16 protein-coding genes are annotated in these 16,079 nt (G+C 64.1%); 5 read left to right on the forward strand and 11 right to left on the reverse strand.

All coding sequences use genetic code 11. The features are described from left to right. Positions 1-24 precede the first annotated feature (24 nt). The 6 genes from eutA to FJ426_RS09235 all read right to left on the reverse strand — a co-directional run bounded on the left by eutA (position 25) and on the right by FJ426_RS09235 (position 5,694). Positions 25-801: an ectoine utilization protein EutA gene (gene eutA, locus FJ426_RS09210; RefSeq protein WP_140825182.1), complete on the reverse strand. Its 777-nt coding sequence runs from the start codon at positions 799-801 to the stop codon at positions 25-27. Positions 802-806: 5 nt separating this feature from the next. Continuing rightward, positions 807-1,466, reverse strand: coding sequence for an ectoine/hydroxyectoine ABC transporter permease subunit EhuD (ehuD, locus tag FJ426_RS09215; RefSeq protein ID WP_140521357.1), 660 nt, complete (start codon positions 1,464-1,466; stop codon positions 807-809). 16 nt (positions 1,467-1,482) lie between these two features. Continuing rightward, a complete protein-coding gene (ehuC, locus tag FJ426_RS09220) occupies positions 1,483-2,142 on the reverse strand; it encodes an ectoine/hydroxyectoine ABC transporter permease subunit EhuC (protein ID WP_140499272.1) in 660 nt (219 codons plus the stop codon). Between the two features lie 208 nt (positions 2,143-2,350). Next, the gene (ehuB, locus tag FJ426_RS09225) at positions 2,351-3,202 is read right to left on the reverse strand and encodes an ectoine/hydroxyectoine ABC transporter substrate-binding protein EhuB (RefSeq protein ID WP_140499273.1); all 852 of its coding nucleotides are present in this window, start codon (positions 3,200-3,202) and stop codon (positions 2,351-2,353) included. 93 nt (positions 3,203-3,295) lie between these two features. After that, a complete protein-coding gene (gene ehuA, locus FJ426_RS09230) occupies positions 3,296-4,087 on the reverse strand; it encodes an ectoine/hydroxyectoine ABC transporter ATP-binding protein EhuA (protein WP_140825183.1) in 792 nt (263 codons plus the stop codon). Positions 4,088-4,308: 221 nt separating this feature from the next. Continuing rightward, positions 4,309-5,694 (reverse strand): PLP-dependent aminotransferase family protein, encoded by a 1,386-nt coding sequence (locus tag FJ426_RS09235; RefSeq protein ID WP_140499275.1) that lies wholly within the window; start codon positions 5,692-5,694, stop codon positions 4,309-4,311. An 84-nt stretch (positions 5,695-5,778) separates the two neighbouring features. Between FJ426_RS09235 and FJ426_RS09240 the strand changes: the two genes are divergently transcribed. The 4 genes from FJ426_RS09240 (at position 5,779) to FJ426_RS09255 (ending at position 10,594) form a co-directional block, all read left to right on the forward strand. Further along, complete coding sequence (locus FJ426_RS09240) at positions 5,779-6,270, forward strand: Lrp/AsnC family transcriptional regulator (protein ID WP_140517347.1); 492 nt, start codon at positions 5,779-5,781, stop codon at positions 6,268-6,270. A gap of 199 nt (positions 6,271-6,469) precedes the next feature. Continuing rightward, positions 6,470-7,963, forward strand: coding sequence for an NAD-dependent succinate-semialdehyde dehydrogenase (locus FJ426_RS09245; protein ID WP_140521583.1), 1,494 nt, complete (start codon positions 6,470-6,472; stop codon positions 7,961-7,963). Between the two features lie 32 nt (positions 7,964-7,995). Beyond that, complete coding sequence (locus tag FJ426_RS09250; protein WP_140499277.1) at positions 7,996-9,375, forward strand: aspartate aminotransferase family protein; 1,380 nt, start codon at positions 7,996-7,998, stop codon at positions 9,373-9,375. A gap of 103 nt (positions 9,376-9,478) precedes the next feature. Then, positions 9,479-10,594 carry an alcohol dehydrogenase family protein gene (locus FJ426_RS09255; RefSeq protein WP_140559953.1) on the forward strand — a complete coding sequence of 372 codons (1,116 nt, stop codon included), beginning with the start codon at positions 9,479-9,481 and terminating at the stop codon, positions 10,592-10,594. 69 nt (positions 10,595-10,663) lie between these two features. On the opposite strand, the gene FJ426_RS09260 is transcribed toward FJ426_RS09255, so the two are convergent. Genes FJ426_RS09260 through ehuB (FJ426_RS09280) form a run of 5 tightly spaced genes read right to left on the reverse strand, consistent with a single transcriptional unit; the run spans position 10,664 to position 14,473 of the window. Beyond that, a complete protein-coding gene (locus FJ426_RS09260) occupies positions 10,664-11,389 on the reverse strand; it encodes a GntR family transcriptional regulator (RefSeq protein WP_140517353.1) in 726 nt (241 codons plus the stop codon). Further along, positions 11,386-12,165: an ectoine/hydroxyectoine ABC transporter ATP-binding protein EhuA gene (gene ehuA, locus FJ426_RS09265; RefSeq protein WP_140499280.1), complete on the reverse strand. Its 780-nt coding sequence runs from the start codon at positions 12,163-12,165 to the stop codon at positions 11,386-11,388. Before ehuA (FJ426_RS09265) ends, FJ426_RS09260 begins: the two co-directional genes overlap by 4 nt. Continuing rightward, positions 12,162-12,821, reverse strand: a complete 660-nt coding sequence (gene ehuD / locus FJ426_RS09270; RefSeq protein ID WP_140499281.1) for an ectoine/hydroxyectoine ABC transporter permease subunit EhuD — start codon at positions 12,819-12,821, stop codon at positions 12,162-12,164. Before ehuD (FJ426_RS09270) ends, ehuA (FJ426_RS09265) begins: the two co-directional genes overlap by 4 nt. Continuing rightward, the gene (ehuC, locus tag FJ426_RS09275; RefSeq protein ID WP_140499282.1) at positions 12,818-13,546 is read right to left on the reverse strand and encodes an ectoine/hydroxyectoine ABC transporter permease subunit EhuC; all 729 of its coding nucleotides are present in this window, start codon (positions 13,544-13,546) and stop codon (positions 12,818-12,820) included. The genes ehuD (FJ426_RS09270) and ehuC (FJ426_RS09275) overlap by 4 nt, the downstream gene beginning before the upstream one ends. Positions 13,547-13,603: 57 nt before the next feature. After that, a complete protein-coding gene (gene ehuB, locus FJ426_RS09280) occupies positions 13,604-14,473 on the reverse strand; it encodes an ectoine/hydroxyectoine ABC transporter substrate-binding protein EhuB (RefSeq protein ID WP_140499283.1) in 870 nt (289 codons plus the stop codon). A gap of 454 nt (positions 14,474-14,927) precedes the next feature. Here ehuB (FJ426_RS09280) and FJ426_RS09285 point away from each other — a divergent pair, with 454 nt between their 5' ends. Then, positions 14,928-16,076 carry a Xaa-Pro peptidase family protein gene (locus FJ426_RS09285; RefSeq protein ID WP_140499284.1) on the forward strand — a complete coding sequence of 383 codons (1,149 nt, stop codon included), beginning with the start codon at positions 14,928-14,930 and terminating at the stop codon, positions 16,074-16,076. Positions 16,077-16,079: the final 3 nt, after the last annotated feature.

A 16,079-nucleotide genomic window follows, 5' to 3' on the forward strand; every position in this document is an offset into this window, starting at 1 on the left:
CGCTCGTGCATGCAGGACATGACCTTACTGTCCAAGCGGCAAGGTCGTCAGCCGCCCGAACTCCGGACGCGGCACATCATCGCCACACAGTCGCAGGCAATTCCACGCGCTCGCCTGGTTGCTGGTGACGACCGGGCGGCCGATAGCCTGTTCCATCGCGGCAACCGCCAGCGCCGAGCGCAGCGCCGTGCAGGACACGAACAACGCCTCGGCCTGCGGGTCAGTCGCCTCGCGCGCCAGATCGACGAGGGCTGCCGGCGCAATGCGCGCCATCTCGCGGTCATCCTCGAAGCCGAGACAGGTGAAGCTGGCGATCTCGAAGCCGCGTTCGGCGAAATAGGCCGCCATCGGCCGGCTCGTCTCGACGGTGTAGGGGGTGAGAATACTGATCCTCTTCGCGCCCAGAGCCCTCAGTCCGCGCACGCCCGCCATCGGCGGCGTGACCACGGGCACGCCAGGCTTGGCCGCCTGGATCGCCGCCTCGATCTCGGCATCGCCGATCACCACGGAGGCCGACGTGCAGGAGTAGCAGATGGCATCGAGCGGTTCGTCCGGCAGGATCAGCGCCGCGCCAGCCGTCAGTTCGGGCTGCATCTTGCGCAGATTCTGAGGTGTGGTCGGATTCTCATAGGGGATGCGGGCGACATAGATGCCGATCCTCTCACTCGCCACCATGCGACGGAAGTCCGGCTCGCTGGTGTGGTCGGTGGCCAGGATGATCAGGCCGACGCGCTTTTCCAACGGGCGCACCTCGAGTGCGGGCCTTGTCGGCATCAGCCTGATTTCGGGAAGCGGCTTCATGGGAACTACCTTTCGATCTTGCCGTAGCGATGTTCCAGCCAGCGCAGCAGCATAACCGAGAAAAGGCTGATGATCAGGAAGAAGGCGCCGACCAGCGTCATCGGCTCGACATAGCGGTAATAGGTGTTGGCGACGCTCTTGGCCTGGTTCATCAGCTCCAGCACGGTGATCGCCGACAGCAGCGGCGTCTCCTTGAACATGGCGATGAAATAATTGGCCAGCGCCGGGATCATCGGCGGGATTGCCTGCGGTATGACGATGTGGGTCCAGGTCTGGCGAGCGCTGAGATTGCAGGCTTTGGCCGCCTCCCACTGGCCGCGCGGCACGTTCTCGATGCCGGCGCGATAGACCTCCGCCGTATAGGTGCCGTAGTGCAGCCCAAGACCGATGACGCCGGCCACCAGCGGCGGCAGCAGGATGCCGAAATCGGGCAGCACGTAGAAAATGAAGTAGAGCTGCACCAGCAGCGGCGTGCCGCGGATGAATTCGGCCGCCCAGCCGACCGTGCGCGACATCATCTTGTTCGGCGAGCGGCGGGCCAGTGCGATGCCCAGCCCGACGATTGCCGCCAGCACCGAGCCGAGCACCGTCGCCAGGATGGTGATCTTCACCCCCTCGATCAGCGTCGGCAGGATCTGCCGGACGAAATCCCAGTCCCAATCCATTACAGGGCCCAATCCATCAGACGCGCACTCCGTCGAGGCCGCGCGCCATGCGCCGCTCCAGCGACCGCACGCCCCAGGAGATGACGAGCGCGAGCGCGAAATAGATCACCAGGATGGTGGTGAACGGCATCAGCGTGCTGCCGGTCTGCGAGCGCACCACCTGCGCCTGGAAGGTGAGATCGGCGAGCGAAATCAGGGAGACGACGGATGTCGCCTTGAGCAGTTCGATGGCGTTGTTGCCGAAGGTCGGCAGCATCACAAGAAGCGCCTGCGGCAGGATGACATGGCGCATGCCTTGCCAGCGGCCGAGATTGAGAGCCGTGCAGGCCTCGTATTGCTCGGCGCCGACCGACTGGATGGCACCGCGTACCACTTCCGCCGCATAGGCGCCGACATTGAGGCCCAGCGCCAGCACGCCGGCTTGCAGCGGAGTGAGCTCGACGCCCGCCAGGGGCAACACGAAATAGGCCCAGAACAGCTGTACGAAAATCGATGTGCCGCGGAAGAATTCGATATAGGCGGTGGCGAGCGCCCGCAACGCGAAGAAGCGCGACAGCCGCCCCATGCCGGCCAGGAAGGCCATCACGAGGGCCAGCACCGACCCCATCAGCGTCAGCTCGATGGTGACAAGCGCTCCCTGCAATATCAGGCCGAGATAGCCGGACCATTGGGTCATGTATCAGAGGCTTCCAACGTTTGGTTTTAGCAACTTCTCCTCTCTCACGGGGAGAAGTTGCCGGTTCACCCTCCTTAGCTGCAGCGCAGCTGCCGCGAAGGACGGGCAGGCGGATGAGGCGCGGCTCCAAGCTCGCAAAAACGCGCGCTGCCCCTCATCCGGCCCTTCAGCCACCTTCTCTCCGTGGACGGGGAGAAGGGAAAAGCGCTTATTTCGCCGCGCAGAGCTTGTCGCGCGTCGTCGACATCGCCGCCGCCGCCGAGAAGCCGTAGGGCTCGATGATCTTGGCGAACTCGCCCGACTTCTTCATCTTGGCGAGCTCGACGTCGAAGGCGTCGCGCAGCGCCTCGTCACCCTTCTTGAAAGCGGCGCCGTCGCAATAGACGGGCGCGCCCTGCACGGGTGCTATGACTTCGAGGCTCGGGTCATTGGCCTTCTTCATCAGATCGTTGATCGACAGGACGGGGAGCGAATAGGCGTCGATGCGGCCGTCCTGCACCATCTTCAGCCCGCTCTGGCCGTCGGGCACGACGATGACGCGGTCACGCGGCACGCCGGCGTTGAGCGCGAGCTTCTCCTCAGTGCCGCCGCCGGGCGCGCCGATGGTAGCGGAGGTGTCCTTGGCGACATCCTCATAGCTCTTGAAGCCCTTCGGATTGCCCTTCTTCACCAGCATCGCCTCGGCGTCGCACAGCACCGGCTCGGAATAGGCAACCGCCGCACAACGCTCCGGCTTCATGAACAGGCCGGCGGTGACGACGTCGAAGCGGCCGGCCTGCAGGCCGGGGATCATGGCACCATATTCCGAGATCGAGGCGGCGACGTCGGCGACGCCCAGCCGCTTGAAGATTTCCCGCGCCACGTCGGGCGCGGCGCCCGAAACCTTGCCGTCGGCGGCGACCGCCGTGTAGGGCGGCTCGTTGGCGATGGCGAGGCGGGCGAAGCCTTGCGCCTTCAGCTGCTCGAGCTTGCTGTCGTCGGCCGATCCGATGTTCGAGGCCGCGAGCACCGCGGTCAGCGCAAGACCGGCGACGCCGGCCAGAATGCCAAGTTTTTTCATTGTTCCCAACTCCATGTTTGTGTTCTTGGTTGCAGTCATTTCAGGACGGCAATGCCGCCCTTGCGGACGGTGTCGCCGCCTCTGGCATGGCGGTCAGACGCGATGTCCGGCCGCGATGATCTTCTTCAGGAAACCTTGCGTGCGCTCCTGTTTGGGATGGCGGAAAATCTCATCGGGTTTGCCCTCCTCGACGATGCGGCCGCGGTCGAAGAACAGCACCCGGTCGGCGAAGTCGTGGGCAAAGCCCATTTCATGGGTGACGAGCAGCATCGTCATGTCGGTTTCGGCCGCGAGCTTGCGCATCACGTTGAGCACCTCCTCGACCAGTTCGGGATCGAGCGCCGAGGTGACCTCGTCGAACAGCATGATCCGGGGCGACAGTGCCAGCGCGCGGGCAATCGCGACGCGCTGCTTCTGGCCGCCCGAAAGCTGTGCCGGCATGGCCTTGGCCTTGTCGGCCATGCCGACCATGTCGAGCAATTCCATCGCCCGCTTCTCGGCGGCAGCGCGCGGCGCGCCCTTGGTCAGCATCGGCGCCAGCGTGACATTGTCGATGACGCATTTGTGCGGGAACAGATTGAACAGCTGGAAGACCATGCCGATCTTCTGGCGCATCCTGGCCAGATGCCGCTCGTCGGCAGCCAGCAGCTGGCCGTTTCGCTCCATGTGATAAAGATGCTCGCCGTCGATCTGGATGTGGCCGCCATCGATGCGCTCCAGCGTCATCAGGATGCGCAGGATCGTCGTCTTGCCCGAGCCGGACGGGCCAATCAGCGCCAGCTTCTCGCCGGGCATGACCTGCATGGACAGGCCGTCCAGCACCTTGAAAGTGCCGAAGCTTTTCGAAATGCCATCGACCTTGATGATAGGCGCGGATGCGGACAAACGAATTTCCCGTGCTGGAGAAGCCTATGCCCTTAACGATGCGGAACCCGCCAAATCATGTCAATTGGGAAAATAATATCATGACAATTATTCTGATCCCGCACAATTCTTGGACATTCAGTGCCTAGCAATGTGCCGAGATCGAAATCAAGTCGAACCGAAAATGACAGCACCGGGGACGCCTTTGGCGGTCGGCATCGTCTGGATAGCGGCACATCTCGCTAGATTGCGAGCAGCAGATGCTCGGGGTCGCCAAGCAGCAGCTTGGTGACAACGCCGAGGCCGGCGCGCAGTTCCCCCTCGGTGGTCGAGCCCAGCGAGATGCGCACCGCCGGTTGCCAGGGCGCTTGCGAGATGCGGAAGGAGGCGCCGGGCGCGATCGCCACGCCTTGCAGGCGCGCCTGGGCGACGAAGCTCTCCTCGGCACGGTCGGCGGGCAGCTGCAACCAGACATGCAGTCCGTCGCGCCGGGTGCGATAGTCGACGCCGGCCAGCACCTCGGCGACGATGTCCTGGCGTCGCCGCAATGCTGTGCGCTGCCAGCGCACCAGTTCCATCGCGGTGCCGTCGGTCACCCATTTGGTGGCGATCTCCGCCACCAGCGGCGTCGCCATCCAGTTGGAAACCAGATGCCGGTTGGCGACCGCGGCGACATAGCGGTCGGGGGCGGCGAGATAGCCGATGCGCAGGCCCGGCACCACGATCTTGGTGAAGGACGTGACGTAGAGCGTGCGTTCAGGCGCGAAGGCGGCGACCGGCGGCGGCCGGTCCTCGACCAGCGGCCCCAACACATCGTTCTCGATGATGGCTATGTCGTGCCTGCGCGCAACCGCCGCAATCTGCTCGCGCCGCGCCGCATCCATCAGCGTCGCCGTCGGGTTGATCACCGAAGGCTGCACGAACACGGCGCGGATGTCGGAGATCCGGCAGGCCTCGTCCAGCGCTTCCGGGATAAGGCCATTGCCGTCTATCGGCAGGCCTTCGAGGTTGAAGCCGAGATAGCGGGCGAGCGGCACCAGCGTATGGTGGCCGATCGCCTCGGTGGCGACGGTCGAGCCGGGCGGCGCCACGCTCATCAGCGCCACCGTCATGCCGGCGGTAGCGCCATTGGTCAGGCTGATATTCTGCGGCGAGGCATCGAGACCGCACAGCTTCAGCCACTCGACCGCCACGGCGCGGTGACGGGGAAACACCATGTTGGGCCGGAACGACAGCGCCGAACTCGACGGCAGGTTGTCGGCCAGCCAGCCCAGCGCCTGCTTCAGCCGCTCCAGATGCATCGGCTCGCAGACCGGCTTCAGGATCGAGAGATCGATCACTTCGCCCAGCCGCTCCGGCAGATAGGGCGGCTCAGGCTCGCGCCGCTGCGTCTGGACGAAGCTGCCGCGGCCGATCTCGCCCGAGATCAGGCCGCGGCGAATCAGTTCCTCATAGGCGCGACTGACCGTCTGCACCGATAGTTTCAACTCGTCGGCCAGCCGGCGATGCGTCGGCAGCCGCGCGCCGTTGGCGAGCCGCCCATCATGAATGGCGCGTGCGAACTGGTCGGCCAGCGACTGGTAGGCGGGCCGCCGGATGAGCGCGGGATCAGGTTGCCATAATGTCATGACTTATTAGAGATCGAAATCAGTGCAATTGACAATCGAAATAATGCGCCGTCATGGTACGGCGGGACCAAAAAGTGGATACAGATGGCCGCCGCGAAACTCGACCCGATCGACCTCAGAATCCTCGACGCGATCCAGCGTGACGGGCGCATCACCAAGCTGGCGCTGGCCGACAAGGTCGGCCTGTCACCGACGCCGTGCTGGATGCGGCTGCGCAAGCTGGAAAAGGCCGGCATCGTCTCCGGCTATCATGCCTCGATTGCTATGCGCGTCGTCGCACCCGTCGCCACCGTGCTGATGGAGGTGACGCTGGCCAGCCATCGCCAGGCCGATTTCGACCGCTTCGAGCGTGTCATCCGCGACATACCTGAGATTGTAGCCTGCTGGTCGGTGGGCGGCGGCGTCGACTACGTTCTGAAGGTGATGGCGCGCGATATCGATACCTATCAGCGGCTGGTCGATGCCTTGCTCGAACGCGAAATCGGCATCGATCGTTACTTCACCTACATCGTCATCAAGACGGTGAAGGACGAGACCGTGCTACCGCTTGCCGATCTGTTGCCGGTGCAGTCCTGAGATCGAAACCAGCGTTCATCTGGCACCGTACGCTCGGAGAATGCGCGAAAGCACCCGCCCCACCCCTGCGGCTAGACAGATCGTCCTGCTCCCCAGCCGAATAGAGAGAATCTCTCTATATAGCTGCACCTAAACAGCCTCATCCTTCGCGCCGACGCCCCTAGTCTTGCGGCATCACCCCAATCGGGAGCAATCGATGATGTCCGCGCACTTTGCCCGTTCGCACCGCCATGAGGCGCTCGACCGCCTCGCCGACCGCCGGCTGCTGCGCGAGCTTGCCTATGTCGACGGGCACTGGACGGCAAGCGAGGCGGCGGAGAGCTTCGAGGTCACCGACCCGGCGACCGGCGCCACGGTGGCCTTTGTCGCCGCGCTCGATGGCCGCCAGACGGCAAGTGCGATCGACGCGGCGGCGCGCGCTTTCCCTGCCTGGCGGGCGCTGTTGCCGCAGGAGCGCTCGAAAATCCTGCGCAAATGGTTCGACCTCATCATAGCCGCGAAAGACGATCTCGCTCTGCTGATGACGCTGGAACAGGGCAAGCCCTTGAAGGAATCGCTCGGTGAGATCGATTATGCCGCCTCTTTCGTCGAATGGTATGCCGAGGAAGCAAAGCGCCTCAACGCCGAAAGCGTAACCAGCCATCTGGCGAAGGCGGAAATGACGGTGCGGCGCGAGCCGCTCGGCGTCGTCGGCGTCGTGACGCCGTGGAACTTCCCGTCCGCCATGCTGACCCGCAAGGCGGCTGCGGCCCTTGCCGCCGGTTGCACCATCGTCGCGCACCCCTCTTCGGAAACGCCGCTCTCGGCGCTGGCGCTGGCCGAACTCGGCGAGCGCGCCGGCCTGCCCGCCGGCGTCTTCAACGTCGTCACTGGCAAGGCGTCGATCATAGTCGGGCGAATGTGCGAGGACCCGCGCGTGCGCGCCATGAGCTTCACCGGTTCGACCGAGATCGGCAGGCTGATCGCGGCCCAGAGCGCGCCGACGATGAAGCGGCTGGTTATGGAGCTTGGCGGCCACGCGCCGCTGATCGTCTTTGCCGACGCCGATCTCGACAAGGCCGTGCGCATCGCCGTCGACGCCAAATTCGCCACGTCCGGCCAGGACTGCCTCGCGGCCAACCGCATCTATGTCCAGCGGCCGATCTACGATCGTTTCTGCGCCGCCTTCGCCAAGCGCATCGAGGCGCTGCGGACCGGCAATGGCCTTGCCGACGAAAGCGACATCGGCCCGCTGATGCATGAGCGCGCCGTCAAGAAGGTCGAGGAGCAGGTCACCGACGCGCTCGCCCATGGCGCCCGCTGCCTCGCCGGCGGCAGAAGGCACCAGGCCGGCCCGTTGTTTTACCAGCCGACGCTGCTGGCTGACGTATCTGACGAGGCACTGATCATGCGCGAAGAAACGTTTGGTCCGGTCGCAGCCGTGACGCCGTTCGACAGCGAGGACGAGGTGACCGCGCGCGCCAACGCCTCCGAATATGGTCTGGTCGCCTATGTCGTGACCGAGAACGGCGCCCGCCAGCAGCGCCTGGGCAGGGCGCTGGACTACGGCATGGTCGCCATCAACCGCGTCAAGATCACCGGTGCGCCGATCCCGTTCGGCGGCGTCAAGCAGTCCGGCATTGGCCGCGAGGGTTCGCGTCAGGGGCTCGAAGCTTTCACCGATCTCAAATATCTTTGCCTGGACGTCGCTTAAGCCGCGTCCACGTTCCTCAAGGAGTCAAAAGAATGCTCGACCAGTCCAACGAACTCGCCGCCTGGGATCGTGATCACTTCTTCCATCCCTCGACGCATATGGGCACCCACGCGCGCGGTGAATCGCCGACGCGCATCATGGCCGGCGGTGAAGGCGTCACCGTCTGGGACAGCAACGGCAGAAAAAGTATCGATGCCTTCGCCGGCCTCTACTGCGTCAATGTCGGCTATGGCCGCCAGAAGATCGCTGACGCCATCGCCGCCCAGGCCACGAACCTCGCCTATTACCACGCCTATGTCGGCCACGGCACCGAGGCCTCGATCACGCTGTCGAAGATGATCATCGACCGTGCGCCGAAGGGCATGTCGAGGGTCTATTTCGGCCTCTCCGGTTCGGATGCCAACGAAACCAACATCAAGCTGATCTGGTACTACAACAACGTGCTTGGCCGCCCGGAGAAGAAGAAGATCATCTCGCGCTGGCGCGGCTATCACGGCTCCGGCATCATGACGGGATCGCTGACCGGGCTCGATCTTTTCCACAATGCCTTCGACTTGCCGCGCGCGCCGATCCTGCACACAGAGGCGCCCTACTATTTCCGCCGCGCCGACCGCTCGATGAGCGAGGAGCAGTTCTCGCAGCATTGCGCCGACAAGCTGGAAGAGATGATCCTGGCCGAAGGCCCCGAGACCGTCGCCGCCTTCATCGGCGAGCCGATCCTCGGCACTGGCGGCATCGTGCCGCCGCCCGCCGGCTACTGGGAGAAAATCCAGGCGGTGCTGAAGAAGTACGACGTGCTCCTGGTCGCCGACGAAGTGGTGACGGGCTTCGGCCGGCTGGGCACCATGTTCGGCTCCGACCATTACGGCATCAAGCCGGACCTGATCACCATTGCCAAGGGCCTGACCTCCGCCTACGCGCCGCTGTCGGGCGTCATCGTCGCCGACAAGATGTGGCAGGTTCTGGTGCAGGGCTCCGACAAGCTCGGCTCGCTGGGGCACGGCTGGACCTATTCGGCGCATCCGATCTGCGTCGCCGCGGGTGTGGCCAACCTCGAACTGATCGATGAGATGGATCTGGTGAGGAATGCCGGCGAGACCGGCGCCTATTTCCGCGCCGAATTGACCAAGGCCGTCGGCGGCCACAAAAACGTCGGCGAGGTGCGCGGCGACGGCATGCTGGCGGCGGTCGAGTTCGTCGCCGACAAGGACGACCGTGTGTTCTTCGATCCGGCGCAGAAGATCGGACCGCAGATCGCCACGACCCTCGCCGCAAGCGGGGTCATCGGCCGCGCCATGCCGCAGGGCGACATTTTGGGCTTCGCCCCGCCGCTTTGCCTGACGCGCGAGGAGGCTGACACCGTGGTGGCCAAGACCGCCGATGCCGTGAAGAGCGTGTTCGCCAATCTCTAATTGCCGAGATCGGCGCTGCCCCTCATCCGCCTGCCGGCACCTTCTCGTCGTTCACGGAGAGAGGGTAAAGGTGAGGGGCAGCGCCACCTACAAGTATTCGGAAGTGAACGCGATGACCTCTCATCCCACCCTCCCCGCCACCATGGCGGCCGTGCAGCTTACCGGCCACGGCGGCCCGGAAAAGCTCGTCTACCGCACCGACGTGAAAGTGCCTGTGCCCGCCGCCGGCGAAGTGCTGGTCAAGGTCAGCGCCTGCGGCATGAACAACACCGACGTCTGGGTTCGCCAGGGCGCCTATGGCACGGAGGAGGACGCAGGGGCCGTGTCGACATGGCGGCGTCAGGGCAACACGCTGACCTTCCCCCGCATCCAGGGCACCGACACGGTCGGCACCATCGCCGCCGTTGGCGCAGGCGTCTCGCCGGATCGCATCGGCGAGCGGGTGATGGTCGATTTCTCGATCTACAATCGCGACGACGATTCGCTCGCCGACATCGACTATATGGGCCACGGCCGCGACGGCGGTTACGCCGAATACCAGGCTGTCCCGGCCGAGAACGCCCATGTCGTCGACACTGACTTGAGCGATGTCGAACTCGCCACCTTCTGCTGCGCCTATCTCACCGGCGAGCAGATGCTGGAACGTGCAGGGCTCAAGGCCGGCGAACGCGTGCTGGTCACCGGCGCCTCGGGCGGCGTCGGCTCCGGCATCGTGCAATTGGCGCGGGCGCGCGGAGCCATTCCCTATGCCGTCGTCGGCAAGGGCAAGGAGCAGGCAGTGCTCGACATCGGCGCCGAAGCCGTGATCACCCGTGGCGTGGCCGACCTGCCACAAGCCGTGGCCAAGGCGACCGGCGGCCAGCCCATCGACGTCGTGGCCGACCTTGTCGGCGGCGCGATCTTCAACGATCTGTTGCGCATCCTGAGGCCCGAGGGCCGCTACACCACCGCAGGCGCGATCGCCGGCCCGGTCGTCCAGCTCGATCTCAGGACCATGTATCTCAAGCAACTCCAGCTCCACGGCTCGAGCCAGGGCACACGTGCGGATTTCCGCCGTATCGTGCGCTATATCGAGGAAGGCAAGATCCGGCCGCTGGTCGGCGGCGTCTACAGGCTTTCCGATTTCCACCGCGCCCAAGCCGATTTCATCGCCAAGGATTTCGTCGGCAAGCTGGTGGTGGTGCCTGACGCCGTGGCTGAACAGCGGCACCCTAAATAAAGAGGACGGAGCAGCAGCGCTTCTCGGCGCCGGGATGACAAGCTGCGTCACCGTGCCAAAGGACGACCGTCAGGTCTTGCCGTCAAATTCATCATGTCGGCCGGCATGGCGCACCATGCGCCGAAAGCTCATCGAGATATGGGCTCGCCTGATGTGCCCGATCGATTCCCAATCCCCGATTTCCGCCGCGGCCAGCACTTCCTCCATTTCGCGCCGGAAGGCCGTGAACTCCTCCACAAGGCCGAGTTGCGGCATCATCTTGAGGACTACGCGCGCAACCTGAAAATACAGTCTTTCGCTTATTTCGCGCAGGGGCTGGTTCCCGGTCATGCCGGATAGTTCAGTGAAGAAGTCCATGTTCAGCTGCAGAAAGGCACGCTGATCCGGGTTGAGCATATCGGAATCGCAGCGCGCGATGAGCGCTCGGATGCGATCGAGGTCGACCGCCGTTCGGGGAATTGGCGAAAGCTTGCCGACAAGCAGCGCGAGTTCCAGTCGCAGATGATAGACCTGCTGCAACTCCTCGATGTCGACGTCGGTAACGATCGTACCGACGCCGTGGATCGATTGCACAAGCCCTTCGGCCTCGAGCCGCGCCAGCACGCGTCGGACCGGTGTGCGGCTGATCTCGAATTCCTGGGCGAGTTCTTCCTCGGAGAGCCGGCTCCCCGGCGGATAATCGAGAAGGCAGATACGGTCGCGCAGGATCAGGTAGATGCGTTCGAACCGTTCGCGCGCCGAAAGCGGACGCGAAGGCGGCACTGTCTTGGCCGAGGCATCCGTATCAAGCGTCATCCAGCCTCCAGGACCGCGTGCAGGAACTGCCGCGTCCGCTCATTCTTGGGTGCGCCGAAAAGCTCTGCTGGCGGCCCCTGCTCGCAAATTTTACCCTGGTAGAAGAAGCAGACGCGATCGGAAAATTCCTTGGCGAAGCCCATCTGGTGGGTGACCATGAGCATCGTCAGATCATGCTCGCGGCCGATTTGCCTTATCACTTGCAGCACTTCGCCGACAAGTTCCGGATCGAGCGCGGACGTCACCTCGTCGAACAGCATTATCTTGGGCCGCATCGCCAGCGCCCTGGCAATGGCGACGCGCTGTTGCTGGCCGCCGGAAAGCTGTGAAGGGTAATGATCCTTCTTCTGCGACAGCCCGACCATGTCGAGAAGCTCGGCCGCCCGTGCTTCGGCATCGGCCCGCTTCATGCCAAGCACTGTCATCGGCGCCTCGATGCAATTGGCCATCGCCGTCATGTGTGGAAACAGGTTGAAAGACTGGAACACCATGCCGATCTTCGCCCGGATGCGGCGGATGTGGGCGAGATTGGCGGGCACCAGCTTTCCGCCTTGCTTCATATGGGTCAGTGGCTCGCCTTCGACCCAGATGACGCCGTCGTTGATCGTCTCCAGCGTCATCAGCATGCGCAAGACCGTGGTCTTGCCGGAACCGGACGGTCCGATGACGGAAACCTTCTCGCCGCGCGCGATTTCGAGGTTCAGCCCGTCGAGCACGGTGAGCGCGCCGTAACGCTTCGAGACATTGTCGAAACGAACCATCGGTTGTTCGGTCATCGCGCGGTCCTTCGGTTGAGCAGGCGTTCGAGGGCACGGATGAGCGCGGCCGAAACCAGGCTCATGGCCAGGAAGAACAGGCCGACCAGCGTGATCGGTTCGGTGTAGCGGAAAGTTTCGGAGCCGATGATCTTGGCCGTCTGCATGAGTTCCAGCACGGCGATGGCCGACAGCAGCGGCGTCTCCTTGAACAGCGCGACGAGATAGTTGCCGAGCGCCGGCACGATCGGCGGTATCGCCTGCGGGATGATGATGTCGCGAAAGGTCGTCCAGGAGGAGAGGTTGAGTGCGATCGAGGCTTCCCACTGGCCGCGATGGATGTTGTCGAAGCCCGCGCGGTAGACTTCCGAGCAATAGGCGGCGTAGTGAATGCCGATGGCCAGAACGCCGGCCGTGAATGCGTCGAGCACGACGCCGAATTTCGGAAAGACGAAATAGAGGAAGAAGATCTGGATGAGCAGCGGCGTCGAGCGGATCAGTTCGACCAGCACCGAGATCGTCCAGCCGGTCCAGGGCACCGCGATACGGATTACCGCGAGGACCAGCCCGAGCAAAGCCGCGATGACGAAGCCGAGCAGCGTCGCCTCGATCGAGACGACGGCGGCGCGTGCGAGCACCGGCAGGATCTCGGCGGCAAAACTCCAATCCCAGATCACGCCGCCCTCCCCCGCGCCAGACCGAGCGAGGCCCGCCTTTCGAGAAGCCGCATGCCGATAGAAACGGTGAGCGACATGGCGAGATACATCAAAAGCACCAGCGTGAAGATAGGAATGGTCTTGAAGGTGTTCTGGTTCATCTGCTGCGCCTTGAAGGCGAGGTCCGTGAGCGTGATCAGCGAAACCAGCGCCGTCGATTTCAAAAGCTCGATGAACAGATTGCCCCAGGGCGGGATCATGGCTACGAAGGCTTGGGGCAGGATGATCCGGCGCAGCATTTGCGCGCGGCTCATGTTGAGCGCCGTTCCCGCCTCCCATTGGCCGCGCGCGACCGACTGGATTGCGCCGCGCACGCATTCGGATCCATAGGCGCCGACATTCAAGCCAAGCGCCAGCACCGCGACGGGAAACGCGTCGAGCGTGACCCCGAATTGCGGCAGCACGAAAAACAGCCAGAACAATTGCACCAGCGCCGAGGTGCCGCGAAAGATTTCGACATAGACCGTCGCCAGCCATCTGAGGGGCGCTGGACCATACATGCGCGCCAGCGCGGCGAGCACCCCCATCACGACCGCCAGCAGGCTGCCGAGGACGGCGATCTCGATCGTCAGGACGGCACCCTGCAATAGTCCCGGTAGGAACAGCCTGTATGTTTCCTGCGTCGCCAGCACCGCGATCACGGCCAGCGAAACGACCAGCATGGCAACGAGCGTGCGGATACCCATCTGCTTCTCCGAGGAAAAAAGAGGGCGGCGTTTTCACGCCGCCCAGCAGTTGGGAATTTATTCGCCCTTGCAGAGCTCTGCAGTCGTCTTGTTCGGCAGATAGTCCTTGCCGAAGCCGAGCGGCTCGACCAGCGCGATATGCTCCGGCGTACCGAGGAACTTCTTCAGTTCGGCGTTGAACGCTTCCTGCAGATCGGTGTCCTCCTTGCGGAAGCCGAAGCCGCCATGGCCCTTCACCGACTTGCCGGCAACTTCACCGAAGGGCTTGGTCGATTCGACGCCATCGGCCTTCTTGGCCATGTCGGCGATCGAGAGCGCGGTTAGCGCGGCAGCATCGGCACGGCCAGACTGGACCGCCGCGACCAGGCTGGATTGGTCGGGCAAGGAAACGACTTGTCCTTGGGCAACGCCGGCGTCCTTCGCATATCCCCCCTCGACGGCGCCCGCCATCACGGCGAGCTTGAGATCGGGATTGTCCTTGATGCTCGAATAGTCCTTCACGCCTTTCGGATTGCCCTTCGCGACCAGCATGGCCTGGCCGATGCCATAGGACGGTTCGGAAAAATTGATCTCGGCGCAGCGCTTGGGATTGATGAACATGCCGGCGGCGATGATGTCGAAGCGGCCGGCCTTGAGACCCGGAATGAGCGAGCCGAATTCGGTCAGCACGCCGTCGACCTGCGCAATGCCCATCTTGGCGAGCACCGCCTTGGCGACTTCCGGCGCTTCGCCGGTCAATTTGCCGTCAGGCGTGGCGAAACCGAACGGCGCCTCATTGGCGAAGCCGACGCGGATATAGCCGTCCTTCTTGGCGCGTTCGAGCGTCGTTTCGGCATGGGCCGGCAGTGACGTGAATGCGGTCGCGGCGAGCGCAAGACAGGCGGCGGCCTTCACGAGCGCGCGGCGGGATATCTGTGACGTGAACATGCTTTCCCCTTTTCTTCTTCGATAATTATCGGGCTCGAACGATGTTTCTCCACCATCGCGTCAAGCGCACTAAGACGTATACAACTCATCTGGACATATCGCAAGACGCACTGTACGAATCTGGAAAAATCGCCATTGGGCTTGATTGTGCGGCTTTGTGATGCGCAAGTTGTGCACAATTAAGGTGTGCTTTCTCGATGCGATACGAACCGCCTTTGGATGAGGGCAGGAAGGAAAACGGCTTTGGACGCGTCGGGCGGGCCCACCAAGGCGGAATACGCGCGGCGCCTGGCCGACGTGAAGCAACGCATGGCAAAGGCCGGCTTCGATCTCAATCATCTGCCAGGATCCCAGCGCCAGCGAAGGCGGCGGCGAGCGGCTCTGCGACGTGACCCGCGATCCCATCTTCATCGACTGACCATCAGCCCAGGACCGGCAACTCAAGGACACCTCAATGGACCGCAATCCCTTTTCCGAAGCCGAGATCGCCGGCCGCTTGTCGAAAGTTCGCACGGCATTGGCAGAGCGCAAGCTCGACGCCGCCGTCTTCGCCTCGCCGGAGACTGTTTTCTACCTCACCGGCCTCGACCATTGGGGTTATTTCGCGCCGCACCTCCTGATCGTCACGCTCGACCGGCGTCCTATCCTGGTCACCCGGTCGATGGAGAAGGTGACGATCGAGAATCAGGTGAAGGCAGCAGAATTCCGCGGTCACTCCGACAGCGAGACCGCGGCCGACCTCGCCGCGCGCGTCATTTCCGAACTCGGCCTGGCCGGCAAACGGATCGGCATCGAAAACTGGACGTCCGGCCTCAGCCACGGCCTCGCCCTGAAGCTTGAGGCGCAGGCCGACGCCAAGTGGAGCGACGTCTCGGGACTGGTCGACAAGATGCGGTTGGTGAAGAGCGCCGAGGAACAGGTGCTGATGCGCCGCGCCGCCAAGGTCACGGATGCTGCGGCAGGTGCCGCCATCGCTGCCATCTCCGACGGCGCCGCCGAGCAGGAGGTTGCCGCCCAATGCGTGGCGGCGATGGTGCGCGCCGGCGGCCACGCGCCGGGCTTCGGCCCGTTCATCCGGCCCGCCGCCCGGCTCGGCGAGGAGCACACGACCTGGGGCGACGGCATCTATCGCAGCGGCGAGCCGGTCTTCGTCGAACTGTCGGGCTGTGTCTCGCGCTATCACGCGCCGCTTGGCCGGCTGATCCGCATCGGCAACATCAAGGACGAAGATGCCGCCATGGCCGAGGTCACGGCCAAGGCATTCGAGGCCGTCGTCAGGGCGCTCGAGCCAGGTGCCAGGGCGCGCGATGTCTACGCCGCCTGGCAAGGCGTCGCCGACGAGGCCGGCCTGTCGCATTATCGCCGCCATCATTGCGGCTATCTCGTCGGCATCGGCCAGCCGCCCTCATGGACCGGCGGCAATTCGGTGACGGGCCTCAGGCACGATTCCGATCTCGAAATCGAGACCGGGATGAGCTTCCACATCCTGTCCTGGCTGATGGGCACCGGCCGCGGCGACCATTTCATCTCCAACACCGTGCTGCTGACCGATGCGGGGGCCGAAGTGCTGACCCGCACCCCGGCCGGCCCGATCGTCCGCTAGACC

The organism is Mesorhizobium sp. B2-6-4, from assembly GCF_006441495.1.
In the GTDB taxonomy this organism is placed as follows: domain Bacteria; phylum Pseudomonadota; class Alphaproteobacteria; order Rhizobiales; family Rhizobiaceae; genus Mesorhizobium.